At 68.9% G+C, this 14,519-nt stretch carries 11 protein-coding genes; 3 read left to right on the top strand and 8 right to left on the bottom strand.

Features of this window, described 5'->3' with window-relative positions; genetic code table 11:
• On the top strand, positions 1-1,461 hold the full coding sequence (locus DFJ65_RS14540) for a sugar transferase (protein WP_115923639.1): 1,461 nt from the start codon (positions 1-3) through the stop codon (positions 1,459-1,461).
• Between the two features lie 119 nt (positions 1,462-1,580).
• On the opposite strand, the gene DFJ65_RS14535 is transcribed toward DFJ65_RS14540, so the two are convergent.
• The 7 genes from DFJ65_RS14535 to DFJ65_RS14505 all read right to left on the bottom strand — a co-directional run bounded on the left by DFJ65_RS14535 (position 1,581) and on the right by DFJ65_RS14505 (position 9,865).
• On the bottom strand, positions 1,581-2,330 hold the full coding sequence (locus DFJ65_RS14535; RefSeq protein WP_115923638.1) for a PIG-L deacetylase family protein: 750 nt from the start codon (positions 2,328-2,330) through the stop codon (positions 1,581-1,583).
• A 9-nt stretch (positions 2,331-2,339) separates the two neighbouring features.
• Complete coding sequence (locus tag DFJ65_RS14530) at positions 2,340-3,137, bottom strand: PIG-L deacetylase family protein (RefSeq protein WP_115923637.1); 798 nt, start codon at positions 3,135-3,137, stop codon at positions 2,340-2,342.
• 18 nt (positions 3,138-3,155) lie between these two features.
• Positions 3,156-3,809, bottom strand: coding sequence for a GDSL-type esterase/lipase family protein (locus DFJ65_RS14525; RefSeq protein ID WP_115923636.1), 654 nt, complete (start codon positions 3,807-3,809; stop codon positions 3,156-3,158).
• Between the two features lie 21 nt (positions 3,810-3,830).
• A complete protein-coding gene (locus DFJ65_RS14520; protein WP_115923635.1) occupies positions 3,831-4,004 on the bottom strand; it encodes a DUF6104 family protein in 174 nt (57 codons plus the stop codon).
• A gap of 1 nt (position 4,005) precedes the next feature.
• Complete coding sequence (locus DFJ65_RS14515) at positions 4,006-7,887, bottom strand: multifunctional oxoglutarate decarboxylase/oxoglutarate dehydrogenase thiamine pyrophosphate-binding subunit/dihydrolipoyllysine-residue succinyltransferase subunit (RefSeq protein WP_245950295.1); 3,882 nt, start codon at positions 7,885-7,887, stop codon at positions 4,006-4,008.
• 116 nt (positions 7,888-8,003) lie between these two features.
• Positions 8,004-8,798 (bottom strand): ABC transporter permease, encoded by a 795-nt coding sequence (locus DFJ65_RS14510; protein ID WP_115923633.1) that lies wholly within the window; start codon positions 8,796-8,798, stop codon positions 8,004-8,006.
• A complete protein-coding gene (locus tag DFJ65_RS14505) occupies positions 8,798-9,865 on the bottom strand; it encodes an ABC transporter ATP-binding protein (protein WP_115923632.1) in 1,068 nt (355 codons plus the stop codon). Before DFJ65_RS14505 ends, DFJ65_RS14510 begins: the two co-directional genes overlap by 1 nt.
• Before the next feature lie 143 nt (positions 9,866-10,008).
• Here DFJ65_RS14505 and DFJ65_RS14500 point away from each other — a divergent pair, with 143 nt between their 5' ends.
• Positions 10,009-11,331, top strand: coding sequence for a hemolysin family protein (locus DFJ65_RS14500; RefSeq protein ID WP_115923631.1), 1,323 nt, complete (start codon positions 10,009-10,011; stop codon positions 11,329-11,331).
• Entirely contained in the window at positions 11,328-12,353 is a 1,026-nt protein-coding gene (locus DFJ65_RS14495; RefSeq protein ID WP_115923630.1) for a hemolysin family protein, read from the top strand. Before DFJ65_RS14500 ends, DFJ65_RS14495 begins: the two co-directional genes overlap by 4 nt.
• Positions 12,354-12,501: 148 nt before the next feature.
• Here the strand turns inward: DFJ65_RS14495 and acs are convergent, their stop codons facing one another.
• Positions 12,502-14,439, bottom strand: coding sequence for an acetate--CoA ligase (gene acs / locus DFJ65_RS14490; RefSeq protein ID WP_245950293.1), 1,938 nt, complete (start codon positions 14,437-14,439; stop codon positions 12,502-12,504).
• Positions 14,440-14,519 lie beyond the last annotated feature (80 nt).

Below are 14,519 nucleotides of genomic sequence, written 5' to 3'. Positions count from 1 at the left end.
ATGGCCATCGACCAGCGGGTCACAACAGTCGCGAGCACAGACGTCGGCTGGCGCCGCAAGATGCAGGCACGGCTGTTCGCCTTCGACTTCGTCGCCGTCGCCGTCGCGCTCGGCACCGCCGTCATCATCCGGTTCGGCGACGAGACCGATCGCCGGGTGTCCGGCCTCGCCGAACTCTCCTACCCCCAGACCGCGGTTCTGCTCGGCATCGCGTGGCTGGCCACCATCGCCGCGTTCGGTGGCTACAGCCTGCGGGTCGTGGCCGTCGGATCCGCCGAGTACCACGGACTGGCGCGCGCCACCTGGTCGACCTTCGGTGGCATCGCGATCTTCGCGGCACTGTTCCAGATCCAGTTCGCCCGCGGATTCCTGCTCGTCGCGCTACCCCTCGGGCTCTTCCTACTACTGGTCGGACGGCTGGCCGCCCGCCGCATGCTGGTGCGCCAGCGGGAGCGCGGCGAGTGGGTCGAACGCGCGCTTGTCGTCGGGTCACCCGTCGAGGTGCGCTACGTCGTCGACGCCATGGAACGGGCCTCCATCGCCGGCTACAAGGTGGTCGCGGTTGCGACCGGCGGCACCGACGCCGAGTTCGAACTCGCCGACGGCGGAATGCTCCCTGAGATGGGGCTGCCCGAGGACGCCGCCCGGTCCGCCGTCATCTCCGGTGCCACCGCCGTGGTCGTCGCCGGCCAGAGTTCGAGCGGGCCGACCTTCCTGCGTGACCTCGGCTGGGCCCTGGAAGACACCGACTGCGACCTGGTGCTCGCCTCCCGGATCACCGACGTGGCGGGCCCTCGAATCCACTGGCAGCCGGTCGACGGACTCCCGCTGATCGCGGTCGACATGCCGCGCTACACCGGCGTGAAGTACCTCGGCAAACGCGCCTTCGACGTCATCGTCGGCGGCCTCGGAACGCTCGCGCTCATGCCGGTCATGCTCATCGCGGCGCTCGCCATCAAACTCGAGGATCGCGGCCCGATCTTCTACCGCCAGGAGCGGGTCGGGGTCAACGGCGACCGGTTCCGCATCACGAAGTTCCGCTCGATGGTGCCCGACGCCGAGGCGAAGCAGGCCGAACTGCGCGCCCGGCACGACGGCAACGCGATCCTGTTCAAGTTGCGCGCCGACCCGCGGGTCACCCGCGTCGGCCGTTTCATCCGCCGCTACTCGATCGACGAACTGCCGCAGCTGTTCGATGTGCTGCGTGGTGACATGTCGCTCGTCGGTCCCCGTCCGCCGCTGCCCACCGAGGTCGACCTCTACGACCAGCACGTGCACCGGCGCCTCTACGTCAAGCCCGGCATCACCGGCCCCTGGCAGGTCGGCGGACGCTCCAACCTCACCTGGGACGAGAGCGTGCGCAAGGACCTCTACTACGTCGAGAACTGGTCGATCACCGGTGACCTGCTGATTCTGGTGAAGACCGTGCGCGCTGTGATCCGCGGCGACGGTGCGTATTAGCTCTGGCGGCTCCTTCGGCGTTCGTGATCCCTGCTCCTTCGTCGCTGGGAGCACGAGCCGTCCCGCCGCCGTGAGCCTTTCGTAGCGGTACAGAAGGTGCCACCACCGGCGATGCCGCACTAACCCAGGTCGTAGGCGCGGAAGGTCACTGCGAACTCGTGGCCGGCTGCCTTTCCGCCGGTGCGCAGGATCTCCGGGATGAAGTCGGCCGGCTTCGGGTGCCACGGCAGGTCAGCCAGATAGGCCTGGTGGCATTCGAGCGACGCGACGGACGCGGCGACCTGGTCGGCGCCCACCGCCAGGGCGTGGGTGGCGTCCGGGTGCCCGGCCACCAGCAGCCACCGGGTGTGCCACTTGCGCAATCCCTCGTCCTCGGCGAGCTCGCGGAAGACCCATGTGTTGTCGGCGTCGCGCACCGCGTCGACGGTCGCCAGCCCGGCGGCCCGGTGGTCGGCCTGGTTCAGACCGCCATACGCCTCGAAGTCGAAGTTGGCGGTGAGCACCGCGTCGGGACGCACCCGGCGGATCACCCGGGCGATGTCGCGACGCAGCTCGAGCGTCGGCATCAGCATCCCGTCGGGGTGGTTCATGATGACCAGGTCGCTGACATCGACCGTCTCGCACGCCTTGGCCTGTTCGTCCGCCCGGATCGGCCCGACCTGCTCCGGCGGCGTCTGCATGCCGGCCTCACCGCTGGTCAGCAGCAGGTAGGTGACCTCGACCCCGCGCGCGGTCCAGGCGGCGACGGCGGCGGACGAGCCGTACTCCATGTCGTCGGGGTGGGCGACGACGCACAACACCCGCGACCAGTCCTCGTCGGGCAGCGCGGGGAGCAGAGGCGAGGGGTCGGAGGTCGGCGTCGAGGTCATGACATCAGCCTACGGAGCTTCGGTGGCGCGCAGGCGAACACCGGCGCGCACGACGATGGGTTCGCGTTGCCCTCCGACGTGCACCACGTGGTCGCCGTCGACCTGCACCTGCGACGCGTGCGCGCGCAGCGCATCCTGCACACGTCCGAGTCGGCTCGACAGGTCGAGCCATGCGATCGCGTCGAGGTCGCCGTCGACCGTGCGATCGGGCGGGATCACCTCGAGCATCGGGATGCCGGTGTGGCCGGCCACCTGGGCGGTGAGGTCGTGCGTGCGCACGTGGTCGGGGTGACCGTAGCCGCCGTTCTTGTCGTAGGAGATCAACAGGTCGGGCGCGGTGGCCGCGACATATGCGTCGAGGTCACTGGCGGCCTCGGAAACCGTTGCGGCAGTGAGTGACTCGGGGCCGGAGTCTTCGGCCGGACCGGCCACGTCGGGGGTCACCCAGCGCATGCCCGAGTCGCGGTAGCGGCGTGCGGTCGTCGCACCGGGGTCGCGGGCCGGTGCGGTGCCGAGGAAGGCGTGATGGTCGACGCCGAGAGCCGCCAGCGCGCGACGCAGTTCCTGCTCACGCAACGCCACGAAGGCCGCCGAACCGGGCTCGACGTCGGCCACACCAGGCACCAACTCGCCGCGTTCGCCGCGAGTTGCGGTGAGCACGTGCACCTCGACCCCGCGGTCGACGAGTTCGGCGATGAGCGCGCCGGTGGCCAGCGTCTCGTCGTCCGGGTGGGCGTGCACGAACAACACCCGGCGGGCAACGTCGAGCAACCGGGCGGCGTCGGTCGCGGGGGACTGCGGCATCATCGGGCGCCGGTCAGCTGCTCAGAGATCCAGCCACGCTTGCCATCCCGCGTGCAGCACCAGCCAGGCGATGAGGCCGTAACCGGCCTGGCCGGGCAGCCCGTCGGGTGAGGCCGCGAGGTCGGCCTGCCACTGGTCGTGGCCGAGCAGCGGCCGGAAGCAGTCGACATACGTCACACCGCGGCGCGCGCACACGTCGGCCTGAGCATCCACCAACACCTGCAGGCGCTCGTTGAACTCGTTGTCGAGCGTGGGTGCCGGCCCGACCACGAACGCGGCGATCGCGGCCGACGACGCGTCGTCGAGGATGTTGGCGAGGTTGAGCCGGGAGCGCGCGGTCGACATGCCCTGCTCGACGTCGGCCGCGCCGAAGCCGACGACCAGGCGCCGCTCGTTCGCGCTGCGCCAGCGCAGGTCCGACTCCTGCTGCCAGCGCGCCAACACCTCCGTGGAGCTGTCGCCGCGCACGCCGAGGTTGTAACCCGCGAGGTCGACGCCGGCGTGCGGGGTGCGGGCGACAACCCGGGAGACCCAGCCGAGGGCCTTGGGGTCACCAAGGCCCGCGACGTACTCGTCGCCGACGAAGCACACGCCCACCCGGCGCGGCCCGTCGACCACCTGGAACTCCGCACTCGGGTTGAACACCGGCTCGCGCCGCTCATCCTGCTGGGTCACGCGTACCTCACTGTCAATCCGTCACTCGTCGTCGTCGAGTCGAGCCAACCATGTTGCCAGGCGTTCGACGGGCACCTCGAACTCAGGGTTGAGGTCGAGGAACGTGCGCAACTGGTCGGCGAGCCACTCGAAGCTGACTTCCTCCTCGCCGCGTCGAGTCGAAAGCTCCTCGATGCCGCGGTCGGTGAAGTACATCTCAGCGGTCGAACGCGCCGGCCAACAGCTGCGCCAACTGCGCCGCGTGGCGCTTGGGCGAACCGGTGGCCGGGGATGCCGCGCTCGGACGCGAGACGACCCGCAGCGAACGCTTCTCGCCGAACTCGGCCAGAACCTCAGGCAGGTTGAGCGCCATGAACGGCCACGCACCCTGGTTCTTCGGCTCGTCCTGCACCCACACCAGTTCGGCGTTCGGGTACTCGGCGATGGCCTCGGCGATCTCCTTGCCCGGGATCGGCGCCAACTGCTCGACGCGAACGATCGCGGTGCGCTTGTCGCCACGCTTCTCGCGCTCGGCCTCGAGGTCGTAGACCACGCGGGCCGAAGCCAGCAGCACCCGGTCGACCTGGGACGGGTCGGGCTGGGTGTGGTCGCGCAGCACCGGCTGGAACACGCCGCTGGTGAAGTCCTGCGGCTCGCTGGTGGCGGCCTTCAGACGCAGCAGTTGCTTCGGGGTGAAGACGATCAGCGGACGACGCGGACGGGCGTAGGCCTGGCGACGCAGCAGGTGGAAGTACGACGCCGGCGTGCTCGGGTAGGCGATCGTCATGTTCTCCTCGGCGAACAGCTGCAGGAACCGCTCGATGCGGGCCGAGCTGTGGTCGGGGCCCTGGCCCTCGTAGCCGTGCGGCAGCAGCAGCACGACCGACGAACGCTGCGCCCACTTCTGCTCGGAGGAGGAGATGAACTCGTCGAGGATCGTCTGGGCGCCGTTGACGAAGTCGCCGAACTGCGCCTCCCACAGCACGAGCGCGTCGGGGCGCTCGACCGAGTAGCCGTACTCGAAGCCCATCGCGGCGTACTCCGACAGCAGCGAGTCGTAGACCCAGAACCACGCCTGGTCGGGGCTGAGGTAACGCAGCGGCGTCCACTCGTTGCCGTTGACCTTGTCGATGAGCACGGCATGGCGCTGCACGAAGGTGCCGCGGCGGCTGTCCTGGCCGGCGAGGCGCACCGGGATGCCCTCCATCAGCAGCGAACCGAAGGCCGCCAATTCGCCCATGGCCCAGTCGATTCCGCCCTTGGTCACCATCTCGTTGCGGCGCTGCATGAGCTTCGCGAGCTTGGGGTGGACGGTGAAGCCCTCCGGCGGGTTGACCCAGGTCTGGCCGATCTTGGCGAGGTCGGCCTCGCTGATCGCGGTCGACCGGTTGCGTCCGTCGACGGTGGCGTCGTCGGCGGCCTGCGCCGACGGGCGCTCGAGACCGCCGTGACCCTCGGCGTCGGTGCCGGTCGAGGAGTCGGGGGCCGACGGAGCAGCACCCTGCTTCTTGGCCTCCTTGGTCTCCACGAACACCCGCTCCAGCTGCTGCTGGTAGTCGCGCAGCGCGGCCTCGGCCTCGTCGGGGGTGATGTCGCCGCGACCGATGAGGGCCTCGGTGTAGAGCTTGCGGACGCTGCGCTTGGCCTCGATGAGGTTGTACATCAGCGGCTGCGTCATCGACGGGTCGTCGCCCTCGTTGTGGCCACGGCGGCGGTAGCACACCATGTCGATGACGACGTCCTTGTGGAACTTCTGGCGGAACTCGTAGGCCAACTCGGCCACCCGAACGCACGCCTCGGGGTCGTCGCCGTTGACGTGGAAGATCGGCGCCTGCACCATCCGGGCGACGTCGGTCGAGTAGGTCGACGAACGCGACTGCGAGGGTGCGGTGGTGAAGCCGACCTGGTTGTTGATGACGACGTGGATCGTGCCGCCGGTGCGGTAGCCGCGCAGCTGCGAGAGGTTCAGCGTCTCGGCGACCACGCCCTGACCGGCGAACGCGGCGTCGCCGTGCAACATGATCGGCAGCACGGTGAACGCGGTGCCGGCGAGGTTGATGCGGTCCTGCTTGGCGCGGGTGATGCCCTCGAGCACCGGGTCGACCGCCTCGAGGTGCGAGGGGTTCGCCGCGAGGTAGACGCGGGTGCTGTTGCCGGCGTCGGAGACGAACTCGCCCTCGGTGCCGAGGTGGTACTTCACGTCGCCCGAACCCTGAACCGAGTTGGGGTCCTGGGTGCCTTCGAACTCACGGAAGATCTGGCCGTAGGACTTGCCGGCGATGTTGGCCAGAACGTTGAGGCGTCCGCGGTGCGGCATGCCGATGCAGATCTCGTCCATGCCCTCGTCGGCCGCTTCGCACATGATGCGGTCGAGCAGCGCGATGACCGACTCGCCACCTTCGAGGCTGAAGCGCTTCTGGCCGACGTACTTGGTCTGCAGGAAGGTCTCGAAGGCCTCGGCCGCGTTGAGCTTGCGCAGGATACGCAGCTGCTCCTCGGCGGTCTGCTTCTCGTAGGGCACCTCGACCTTCGACTGGATCCACCGCCGCTGGTCGGGGTCTTGGATGTGCATGTACTCGATGCCGGTGCCGCGGCAGTAGGAGTCACGCAGGATGCCGAGGATCTTGCGCAGCGTGAGGAACGGCTCACCGCCGAACCCGCCGGTGGGGAAGGTGCGGTCGAGGTCCCACAGGGTGAGGCCGTGGTTGGTGATGTCGAGGTCGGGGTGACGCCGCTGCTTGTACTCCAGCGGGTCGGTGTCGGCCATGAGATGGCCGCGCACCCGGTAGGCGTGGATCAACTCGTGCACACGAGCGACCTTGCTGATGTCGTCGTCGTGGCTGGTGTCGATGTCGCGCACCCAGCGGATCGGCTCGTACGGGATCCGCATGGCCTGGAAGATCTCGTCGTAGAAACCATCCTCGCCCAGCAGCAACTGGTGGACGACGCGCAGGAACTCACCCGAGACCGCGCCCTGGATGATGCGGTGGTCGTAGGTCGAGGTCAGCGTCATGACCTTGCTGACGGCGTTCCGGTTGAGCGTGTTCATGCTCGCGCCGTGCCATTCGGCGGGGTACTCCAGCGCGCCCGCACCGATGATCGCGCCGGCGCCCTTCATCAGGCGCGGCACCGAGTGGACGGTGCCGATGCCGCCCGGGTTGGTCAGGGTGATCGTGGTGCCCTGGTAGTCCTCGAGGGTGAGGGTGTTGGTGCGCGCCTTGCGCACCATCTCCTCGTACGCCGACCAGAACTGCACGAAGTCCATCGCCTCGGCGTTCTTGACGTTCGGCACGACGAGGGTGCGGCTGCCGTCGTCCTTCTGCAGGTCGATCGCGAGGCCGAAGTTGATGTGACCGGGCTCGACGAGCACCGGCTTGCCCTTCTCGTCGGTGGTGAGCGCGCTGTTCATGCCCGGGACGAGCTTGAGCGCCTTGACGATCGCGTAACCGAGCAGGTGGGTGAAGCTCACCTTGCCGCCGCGGCTGCGGGCGAGGTGGTTGTTGATGACGATGCGGTTGTCGATGAGCAGCTTGGCCGGCACGGCGCGGACGCTGGTGGCGGTCGGCACCTCCAGGCTCTGCTCCATGTTGGTGACGATGCGCGCCGCGACACCGCGCAGCGGAACGTGCGTGTCCTCGACCTCGGGGGCCTGGACGGCGGCGGCGCCACCGTCACGCGAGATCGGGCGCGCGTTGGACAGCTCGGCCTGCTTGGGGTCGAGGGTGTGCGAGGGGGAGCTGGTGTCGCGCGAGGAGCGCGACTTCTCCGCCTTCGGCGCGGTCGAGGGGGCGGGCTGTGCGCTCGCGTCGGTCTTCGTGCCTGCCTTCGTGTCGGCCTTGGGTGCTGCCTTTGCCTCGGTCTTGGCCTCAGCCTTCGGTGCCTGCGTGGCAGCGTCGTTGGAAGCGCCGTTGGACGCGCCGTTCGCGGACTGGCCGTTGCTCGAACCGTTCGCGGCGGCCGCGCCCGGCTTGTAGTCGGCGAAGAAACTCCACCAAGCCTTGTCGACGGAGTTCTTGTCCTGCAGGTACTGCTCGTAGAGCTCGTCGACCAACCACTCGTTGGGGCCGAAGCTGGCGAGCGGTTCGGAAGGCTGGGACACGCTGATGCGCCTCTTTCTGGGTGTCGCCGATTCTGTTCTGCGTGCGCGCTAGCACACAGTTATAGGCAAGCCTACGCCCGACCGGTCAGCTGTGCCCGGCAGGGCCAGGGAGTGTCTCAGCTGACGTCGCGCCGGTTGGTCAGCCAGGTGCCGATGCCGACGAAAACCGCCGCATAGGCGAGCAGCACCAGCGAACCTTCCCACCAGTTCAGCAGGCTCTGCGCACCCTCGCCGCTCGACGTCGCACCGAGCACCGCGTTGGTCGCATAGCTGGGGAAGAACTTCGCGATCGTCTCGCCGAACGACACCTGCGAGATGAGCAGACCGAGCAGCGGTTCGACGATGAACGCGATGCCGACACCGGTGAGGATCGCCGCCACCTGGTTGGGGATCAGCACACCGAGACCGAGCCCGATGAGCGCCCAGAGGCCCAGCACGAGCAGCACGAGCAACAGCGAGCGCACGAGCGCCCCGGGCTCCGGGAACGCGTCCAGCCCGCGGGCCGACAGCACGGTGAAGCCGACGGACACCGAACCGATGAGGAACACGAGTCCGTAGAAGACACCGAACGCGAGCAGCGCCACGACCTTCGCCGTGATCATCTGCGGCCGCCGGGGGAAGGCGAGCAGGGTGCCGGTGATCGTCTTGTGGCGGTACTCCGCGCCGATCGTCATGATGCCGATCACCATGAGCAGCGTGTAACCGAACCCGACGCCACCGGTGTAGGTGCTCGTCGCGATCTCACGCGGGTTCATGGTGGGAATGCCGGAGTTCTCGGGGTTGTCGCCGCCGAGGATGAGCCCGAGGAACAACGCGAACAGCGCGCCGCAGGCGAAGACGGCGATCGCCATGCCCCACCACAGCTTGGTGGTGAGCATCTTCTGCACTTCGGCCTTGATCGCGCGGCCCATCAGAGCGCCTCTCCTTCGGTCGGGGCGGATGTCGGATCGACGTGTTCGGTCGGGGCTTTGGTCGGCGCTTGGGTGGGGGCCGCGCCGGGTTGTCCGGCACCGGCGGCGGGCGCGCCGAGGTTGCGGTTGCGTGCACCGCCCTGGCTGGTGAGTTCGAAGAACAACGCTTCGAGGTCGGCCTGCTGGCGGCGCAGTTCGTGCACCGGCAGCCCGGCGCGGAAGGCGATGTCGCCGACGGACGCGGCGTTCTCGGTGAGCGCGAAGACCGTGCCCGGCGCGTCGCCAGGTTCGGTGGCGATGCCCGCACCGTTCAGCGCCTGGGCCAGCCGTGCCGGGTCGGGCACGACGACCCGCACCTTCGGGTGACCGCGCAGTTCCTCGATCGTGCCCTGCCGGATGAGGCGACCGTTGGCCAGGATGATCACGTCGTCGACGGTCTGCTCCACCTCGGCGAGCAGGTGGCTCGACACCAGGATGGTCTTGCCGTTGCCGGCCAGGTGCCGCAGGAAGCCGCGCAACCACCGGATGCCCTCGGGGTCGAGGCCGTTGGCGGGTTCGTCGAGCACGAGCACATCGGGATCGCCGAGCAGCGCGCCGGCCAACCCGAGCCGTTGTCGCATACCCATCGAGTAGCCGCCGGCCGGCTTCTTCGCGGCGGCCGGAATGCCCACCAGTTCGAGCAGTTCGTCGGCCCGCGACGCAGGCAGCCCGGCGGCGGTGGCCATCACCCGAAGGTGGTCGCGTCCGGTACGCCCGGGGTGGAAGTTGGTCGCCTCGAGCGCGGCGCCCACGACGCGCAGCGGGTCGCTCAGTTGCACATAGGGCACGCCGCCGATCGTGGAGCCACCGGACGTCGGCCGGATGAGGCCGAGGATCATCCGCAGCGTGGTCGTCTTGCCGGCGCCGTTCGGGCCGAGGAAGCCGGTGACACGGCCCGGTGGCACTTCGAACGACAGGTTGTCGACGGCGCGGAACGAACCGAACGACTTGGTGAGCTTCTGCACCACGATGCGGCCGCGGTCGGAGCCGCCGACAGGTGAGGAAGCGGTGGCGGGTGCTGCTGACACGGTGTGACCCCCGGAAAGATTCGTGTAGGTGATTCGTGTAGGTGAATCGTGTACAGGAACAGACCCATCCCATCATTTCGGGTCGGGTCGCCGGGTGACCGGCCCCCGCGAACCCGCCTCGGGCGTGGGAGAATCGCCGACCTATGTACGAATGGATCCTCATCGGTCTCGGCGTGCTGCTGACAGCCGGAACGGCGATGTTCGTCGCCGCGGAGTTCTCCCTCGTTGCCCTCGATCGGCCGAGCGTCCAGCGCGCGGCCGACGAAGGTGACGCGGGCGCGCGCTCGGTGCTCGCGTCACTGCGCAGCCTGTCGACCCAGCTTTCGGCCGCGCAGGTCGGCATCACCTTGACGACGCTGGTGCTCGGTTGGTTGGTCGAACCCTCGCTCGGCCGGTTGCTGGAAGGGCCGCTCACCGCGATCGGGCTGAGCGAGCCGGTGGCCGCGACCACGTCGACGGTCGTCGCGCTGGTGATCGCGTCGATCTTCTCGATGATCTTCGGTGAACTCATCCCGCAGTTCCTCGGCATCTCGGCACCGCTCGGTGTCGCCACCGTCGTCGCGGCGCCCGTGCGCTTCGTCGGCCTGATCTTCAAGCCGCTGATCCTGCTGCTCAACGGATCGGCCAACGCAATCCTGCGGTCGCTCAACATCGAGCCGCAGGAGGAACTCTCGGCCGCCCGCACCCCGCAGGAACTCGCGTCGATGGTGCGTCACTCGGCCGCCGCCGGAACGATGGAGGAGGGCACGGCGCGGCTGCTGGCGCGGTCGCTGGGCTTCGGTGAGCGCGTCGCGGCCGATGTCATGACCCCGCGCGTGCGGTGCTCCTTCGTCGAGCGCACCGCCTCGGCCGAGGACGTCATCGACCTGGCCCGCGCCACCGGCCACTCCCGCTTCCCGGTGCTCGGCGACGGGTGGGACGACGTCGAGGGCATGGTGCACGTGAAGAAGGCGATCGCGGTGCCCCACGACCGGCGCGCCGACGTGCCGGTGACCGCCCTCATGGTGCCGCCGGTGTTCGTGCCGGAGACGGTGCGCCTCGACCCGCTGCTGCTGCAGTTGCGCGGCGGGGGACTGCAACTCGCCCTGGTGATCGACGAGTACGCCGGCACCTCCGGCATCGTGTCGCTCGAGGACGTCATCGAGGAGATCGTCGGTGAGGTGACCGACGAGCACGACAAGGTGGCCGACCCCAGTCGCCTTCTCGCAGACGGCAGTTGGACGGTGTCGGGCATGTGGCGACCCGACGAGGTGGCCGACCGGATCGGCGCCGAGATCCCCGAAGGACCCAACTACGAAACGGTCGGCGGGTTCGTCATGGCACAGGTCGGACGCGTGCCCGAGGTCGGCGACGAGGTCGAGCTCGACGGGTGGCGGCTGCGGGTGCTGTCGATGGACCGCCGCCGGGTCGACCGGGTGCGGCTGACCCCCGTCGTGCCCGAAGCCGCCGAGGAGGAGCAGTCGTGAGCCTGCTGTTCTCGTTGCTCCTGTTGCTCGGCAACGCCTTCTTCGTCGGCGCCGAGTTCTCGGTGATGGCGGCCCGGCGCTCGCAGCTCGAACCACTGGCGGCCCAGGGCTCCAAGCGGGCCCGATCGGCGATCGAGGCGTTGGAGAACGTCTCCTCGTTGTTGGCCTGCGCGCAGCTGGGCATCACGGTCTGTTCGGTGCTGCTCGGTGCCGTGGCCGAAGACGCCCTGCACCACCTGCTCGCCGGGCCGATGCATTCGCTCGGGATGCCCGAGGGTGCCGCCGACATCGTCGCGCTCGTGCTCGCGCTGCTGATCGTGGTCTACCTGCACGTGGTGCTCGGCGAGATGGTGCCGAAGAACCTCGCGATCGCCGGGCCCGACCGCGCCGCACTCGTCCTCGCGCCGCCGCTGCTGTGGATCACGCGCGCCCTGCGCCCCCTGATCCGTGCGCTGGAAGCGATCGCGAAGTTCGCCGTCCGCCGGCTCGGTATCGAGCCCAAGGACGAGATGGCATCGACCTTCTCGGCCGAGGAGATGGAGATCATCGTCGAGGAGTCGCACCGAGAGGGTCTCATCGAGGCGGCGCAGCAGGAACGCGTGCGGGGCGCACTGGAGTTCACCGACCGGGTCGCTTCCGACGTCGCCGTGCCGATCGACGAACTCGTCACCCTCAAGGTCGGGTGCACCCCGGCCGATGTAGAGAAACGGGTCGCCAAGCGCGGCTTCTCGCGCTTCCCGCTGGTCGACGCCTCGGGCGCGCTGGCCGGGTATGTGCACCTCAAGGACGTGCTCTACGCCCGTGACGAGTTGTACGACGAGCCGGTGCCGCCGCGCCGCATCCGCCGCTTGGCGACGGTGAGCCCGGGCGCCGAGGTGGAGGACGTGCTGCTGACGATGCAGCGCACCGGGTCGCACCTCGCGCGGGTCGTCGACCCGGCCGGCACCGCCACCGGTGTGGTGTTCCTGGAGGACGTGCTCGAGGAACTGGTCGGTGAGGTCACCGACTCGACCCAGCGCTGAGCGGATCGCGCGCCTCGTCGACCGCCCGCGCCAGACCCCGCCGTCCGCCGACAACCCCTGTAACCCTCCGCAAACGCTGCACCAACCGACAGACGCTGCCGTTGCAACGGCAGCGTCTGTGGGTTGGTGCAGCGTTTGCGGACTTGGGTCAGTCCTTCTTGAGGCCGGCCTGGATGAGGTTCATCACCGTGGAGTCGGCCAGCGTGGTGACGTCACCGACCTCGCGGTTCTCGGCGACGTCCTTGAGCAGGCGGCGCATGATCTTGCCCGACCGGGTCTTCGGCAACTCCGGCACGACCATGATCTGGCGCGGCTTGGCGATCGGGCCGATCTCCTTGGCGACGTGGTTGCGCAGTTCCTGCACGGTGTCGTCTCCGTTGTCGGCGAAGCCCTCGCGCAGGATCACGAACGCGCAGACCGCCTGGCCGGTGGTCTCGTCCGACGCGCCCACGACAGCGGCCTCGGCCACGGATTCGTGTGACACCAGGGCGGATTCGATCTCCGCGGTGGAGAGTCGGTGGCCCGACACGTTCATCACGTCGTCGACGCGTCCGAGCAACCAGATGTTGCCGTCGGCGTCGTACTTCGCGCCGTCACCGGCGAAGTAGTACTTCGGACCGAAGCGGCTCCAGTAGGTGTCCTGGTAGCGCTGGTCGTCGCCCCAGATGGTGCGCAACATGCTCGGCCACGGCTTGGTGAGCACCAGGTAGCCGACCTGCTCGGGTTCGGTGAGCGGGTTGCCCTCGTCGTCGAGGATCTCGGCGGAAATGCCGGGGATCGGACGCTGCGCCGAACCCGGCTCGAGGGTGGTGAGGCCGGGCAGCGGCGAGATCATGATCGCGCCGGTCTCGGTCTGCCACCAGGTGTCGACGATCGGTGCCTTGTCGCCGCCGATGTTCTTGCGGTACCAGCGCCACGCCTCCGGGTTGATCGGCTCGCCGACCGAGCCGAGCACGCGGATCGAGCTCAGGTCGTACTTCGCGGGGATCTCGGCGCCCCACTTCATGAAGGTGCGGATCGCGGTGGGCGCGGTGTAGAGGATGGTCACGCCGTACTTCTGCACGATCTCCCACCAACGACCCTGGTGCGGGGTGTCGGGGGTGCCCTCGTAGAGCACCTGCGTCGCGCCGTTCGCCAACGGCCCATAGACGATGTAGGAGTGGCCGGTCACCCAGCCCACATCGGCGGTGCACCAGTAGACGTCCGACTCGGGGTGCACGTCGTGCACGATCGAGTTGGTGTAGGCCGCCTGCGTCAGGTAGCCGCCGGACGTGTGCAGGATGCCCTTCGGCTTCCCGGTCGTGCCGGAGGTGTAAAGGATGAACAGCGGGTGTTCGGCGTCGACCGGCTCGGGGGTGTGCTGGTCGGACTGGCGGTCTACGACGTCGTGCCACCACTTGTCGATGTCGTCGTTCCACCGCACCTCCGAGTCGGTGCGCTTCACGACGAGCACGTGCTTCACCGGGTGCTCACCGCGGGTGAGCGACTCGTCGACGGCGGCCTTCAGCGGGGCCGGCTTGCCGCGGCGCCACTGGCCGTCGGTGGTGACGACGACGGTCGCGTCGGCGTCGACGATGCGGGTGTGGAGCGCGTCGGCGGAGAACCCGCCGAAGACCACCGAGTGCGGCGCGCCGAGGCGGGCGCACGCGAGCATCGTGAACACGGTCTCGGGGATCATCGGCATGTAGATCGCGACCCGGTCGCCCTTGCCGATACCCAACTCCGACAACGCATTTGCCGTCTTGCTGACTTCCTTCTGTAGGTCGGCGTAGGTGATCGTGCGGGTGTCGCCCTGGTCGCCCTCGAAGTGGATCGCGACCCGATCGCCGTTCCCCGCCTCGACGTGCCGGTCGACGCAGTTGTAAGCGACGTTGAGCTGACCGTCGGCGAACCACTTCGCGAACGGTGCGTTGCTCCAGTCGAGAGTCTGGCTGAAGGGCTTCGCCCAGGTGATCCGCTCGCGGGCCTGGTCGGCCCAGAAGCCCTCGAAGTCTGCTGCGGCCGCGTCGAAAAGCTCCTGCTTTCCGTTGGCGCCGGCGGCGAAGTTCGCATCGGGTGCGTAGCTGGTGTCGCTCACAATTCTCATCCTCATCGACGTTCCGGGCGCCGTCGGCGTCCGGTCTTACCGTTGTACCGGCAGGGTGGGGCGCGTCACACGCCCCACCC

The sequence above is a fragment of the Calidifontibacter indicus genome, from assembly GCF_003386865.1.
Taxonomy (GTDB): domain Bacteria; phylum Actinomycetota; class Actinomycetes; order Actinomycetales; family Dermatophilaceae; genus Yimella; species Yimella indica.
The sequence above is the reverse complement of the archived record's forward strand: the minus strand, read 5'-3'. Positions and strand labels throughout refer to the sequence as shown.

Coding starts and splice junctions, on each gene's coding strand:
- DFJ65_RS14520 (WP_115923635.1), bottom strand. CDS start 4,004: ATGTACTTCACCGACCGCGGCATCGAGGAGCTTTCGACTCGACGCGGC.
- DFJ65_RS14535 (WP_115923638.1), bottom strand. CDS start 2,330: ATGACCTCGACGCCGACCTCCGACCCCTCGCCTCTGCTCCCCGCGCTG.
- DFJ65_RS14510 (WP_115923633.1), bottom strand. CDS start 8,798: ATGGGCCGCGCGATCAAGGCCGAAGTGCAGAAGATGCTCACCACCAAG.
- DFJ65_RS14540 (WP_115923639.1), top strand. CDS start 1: ATGGCCATCGACCAGCGGGTCACAACAGTCGCGAGCACAGACGTCGGC.
- DFJ65_RS14500 (WP_115923631.1), top strand. CDS start 10,009: ATGTACGAATGGATCCTCATCGGTCTCGGCGTGCTGCTGACAGCCGGA.
- acs (WP_245950293.1), bottom strand. CDS start 14,439: ATGAGAATTGTGAGCGACACCAGCTACGCACCCGATGCGAACTTCGCC.
- DFJ65_RS14530 (WP_115923637.1), bottom strand. CDS start 3,137: ATGATGCCGCAGTCCCCCGCGACCGACGCCGCCCGGTTGCTCGACGTT.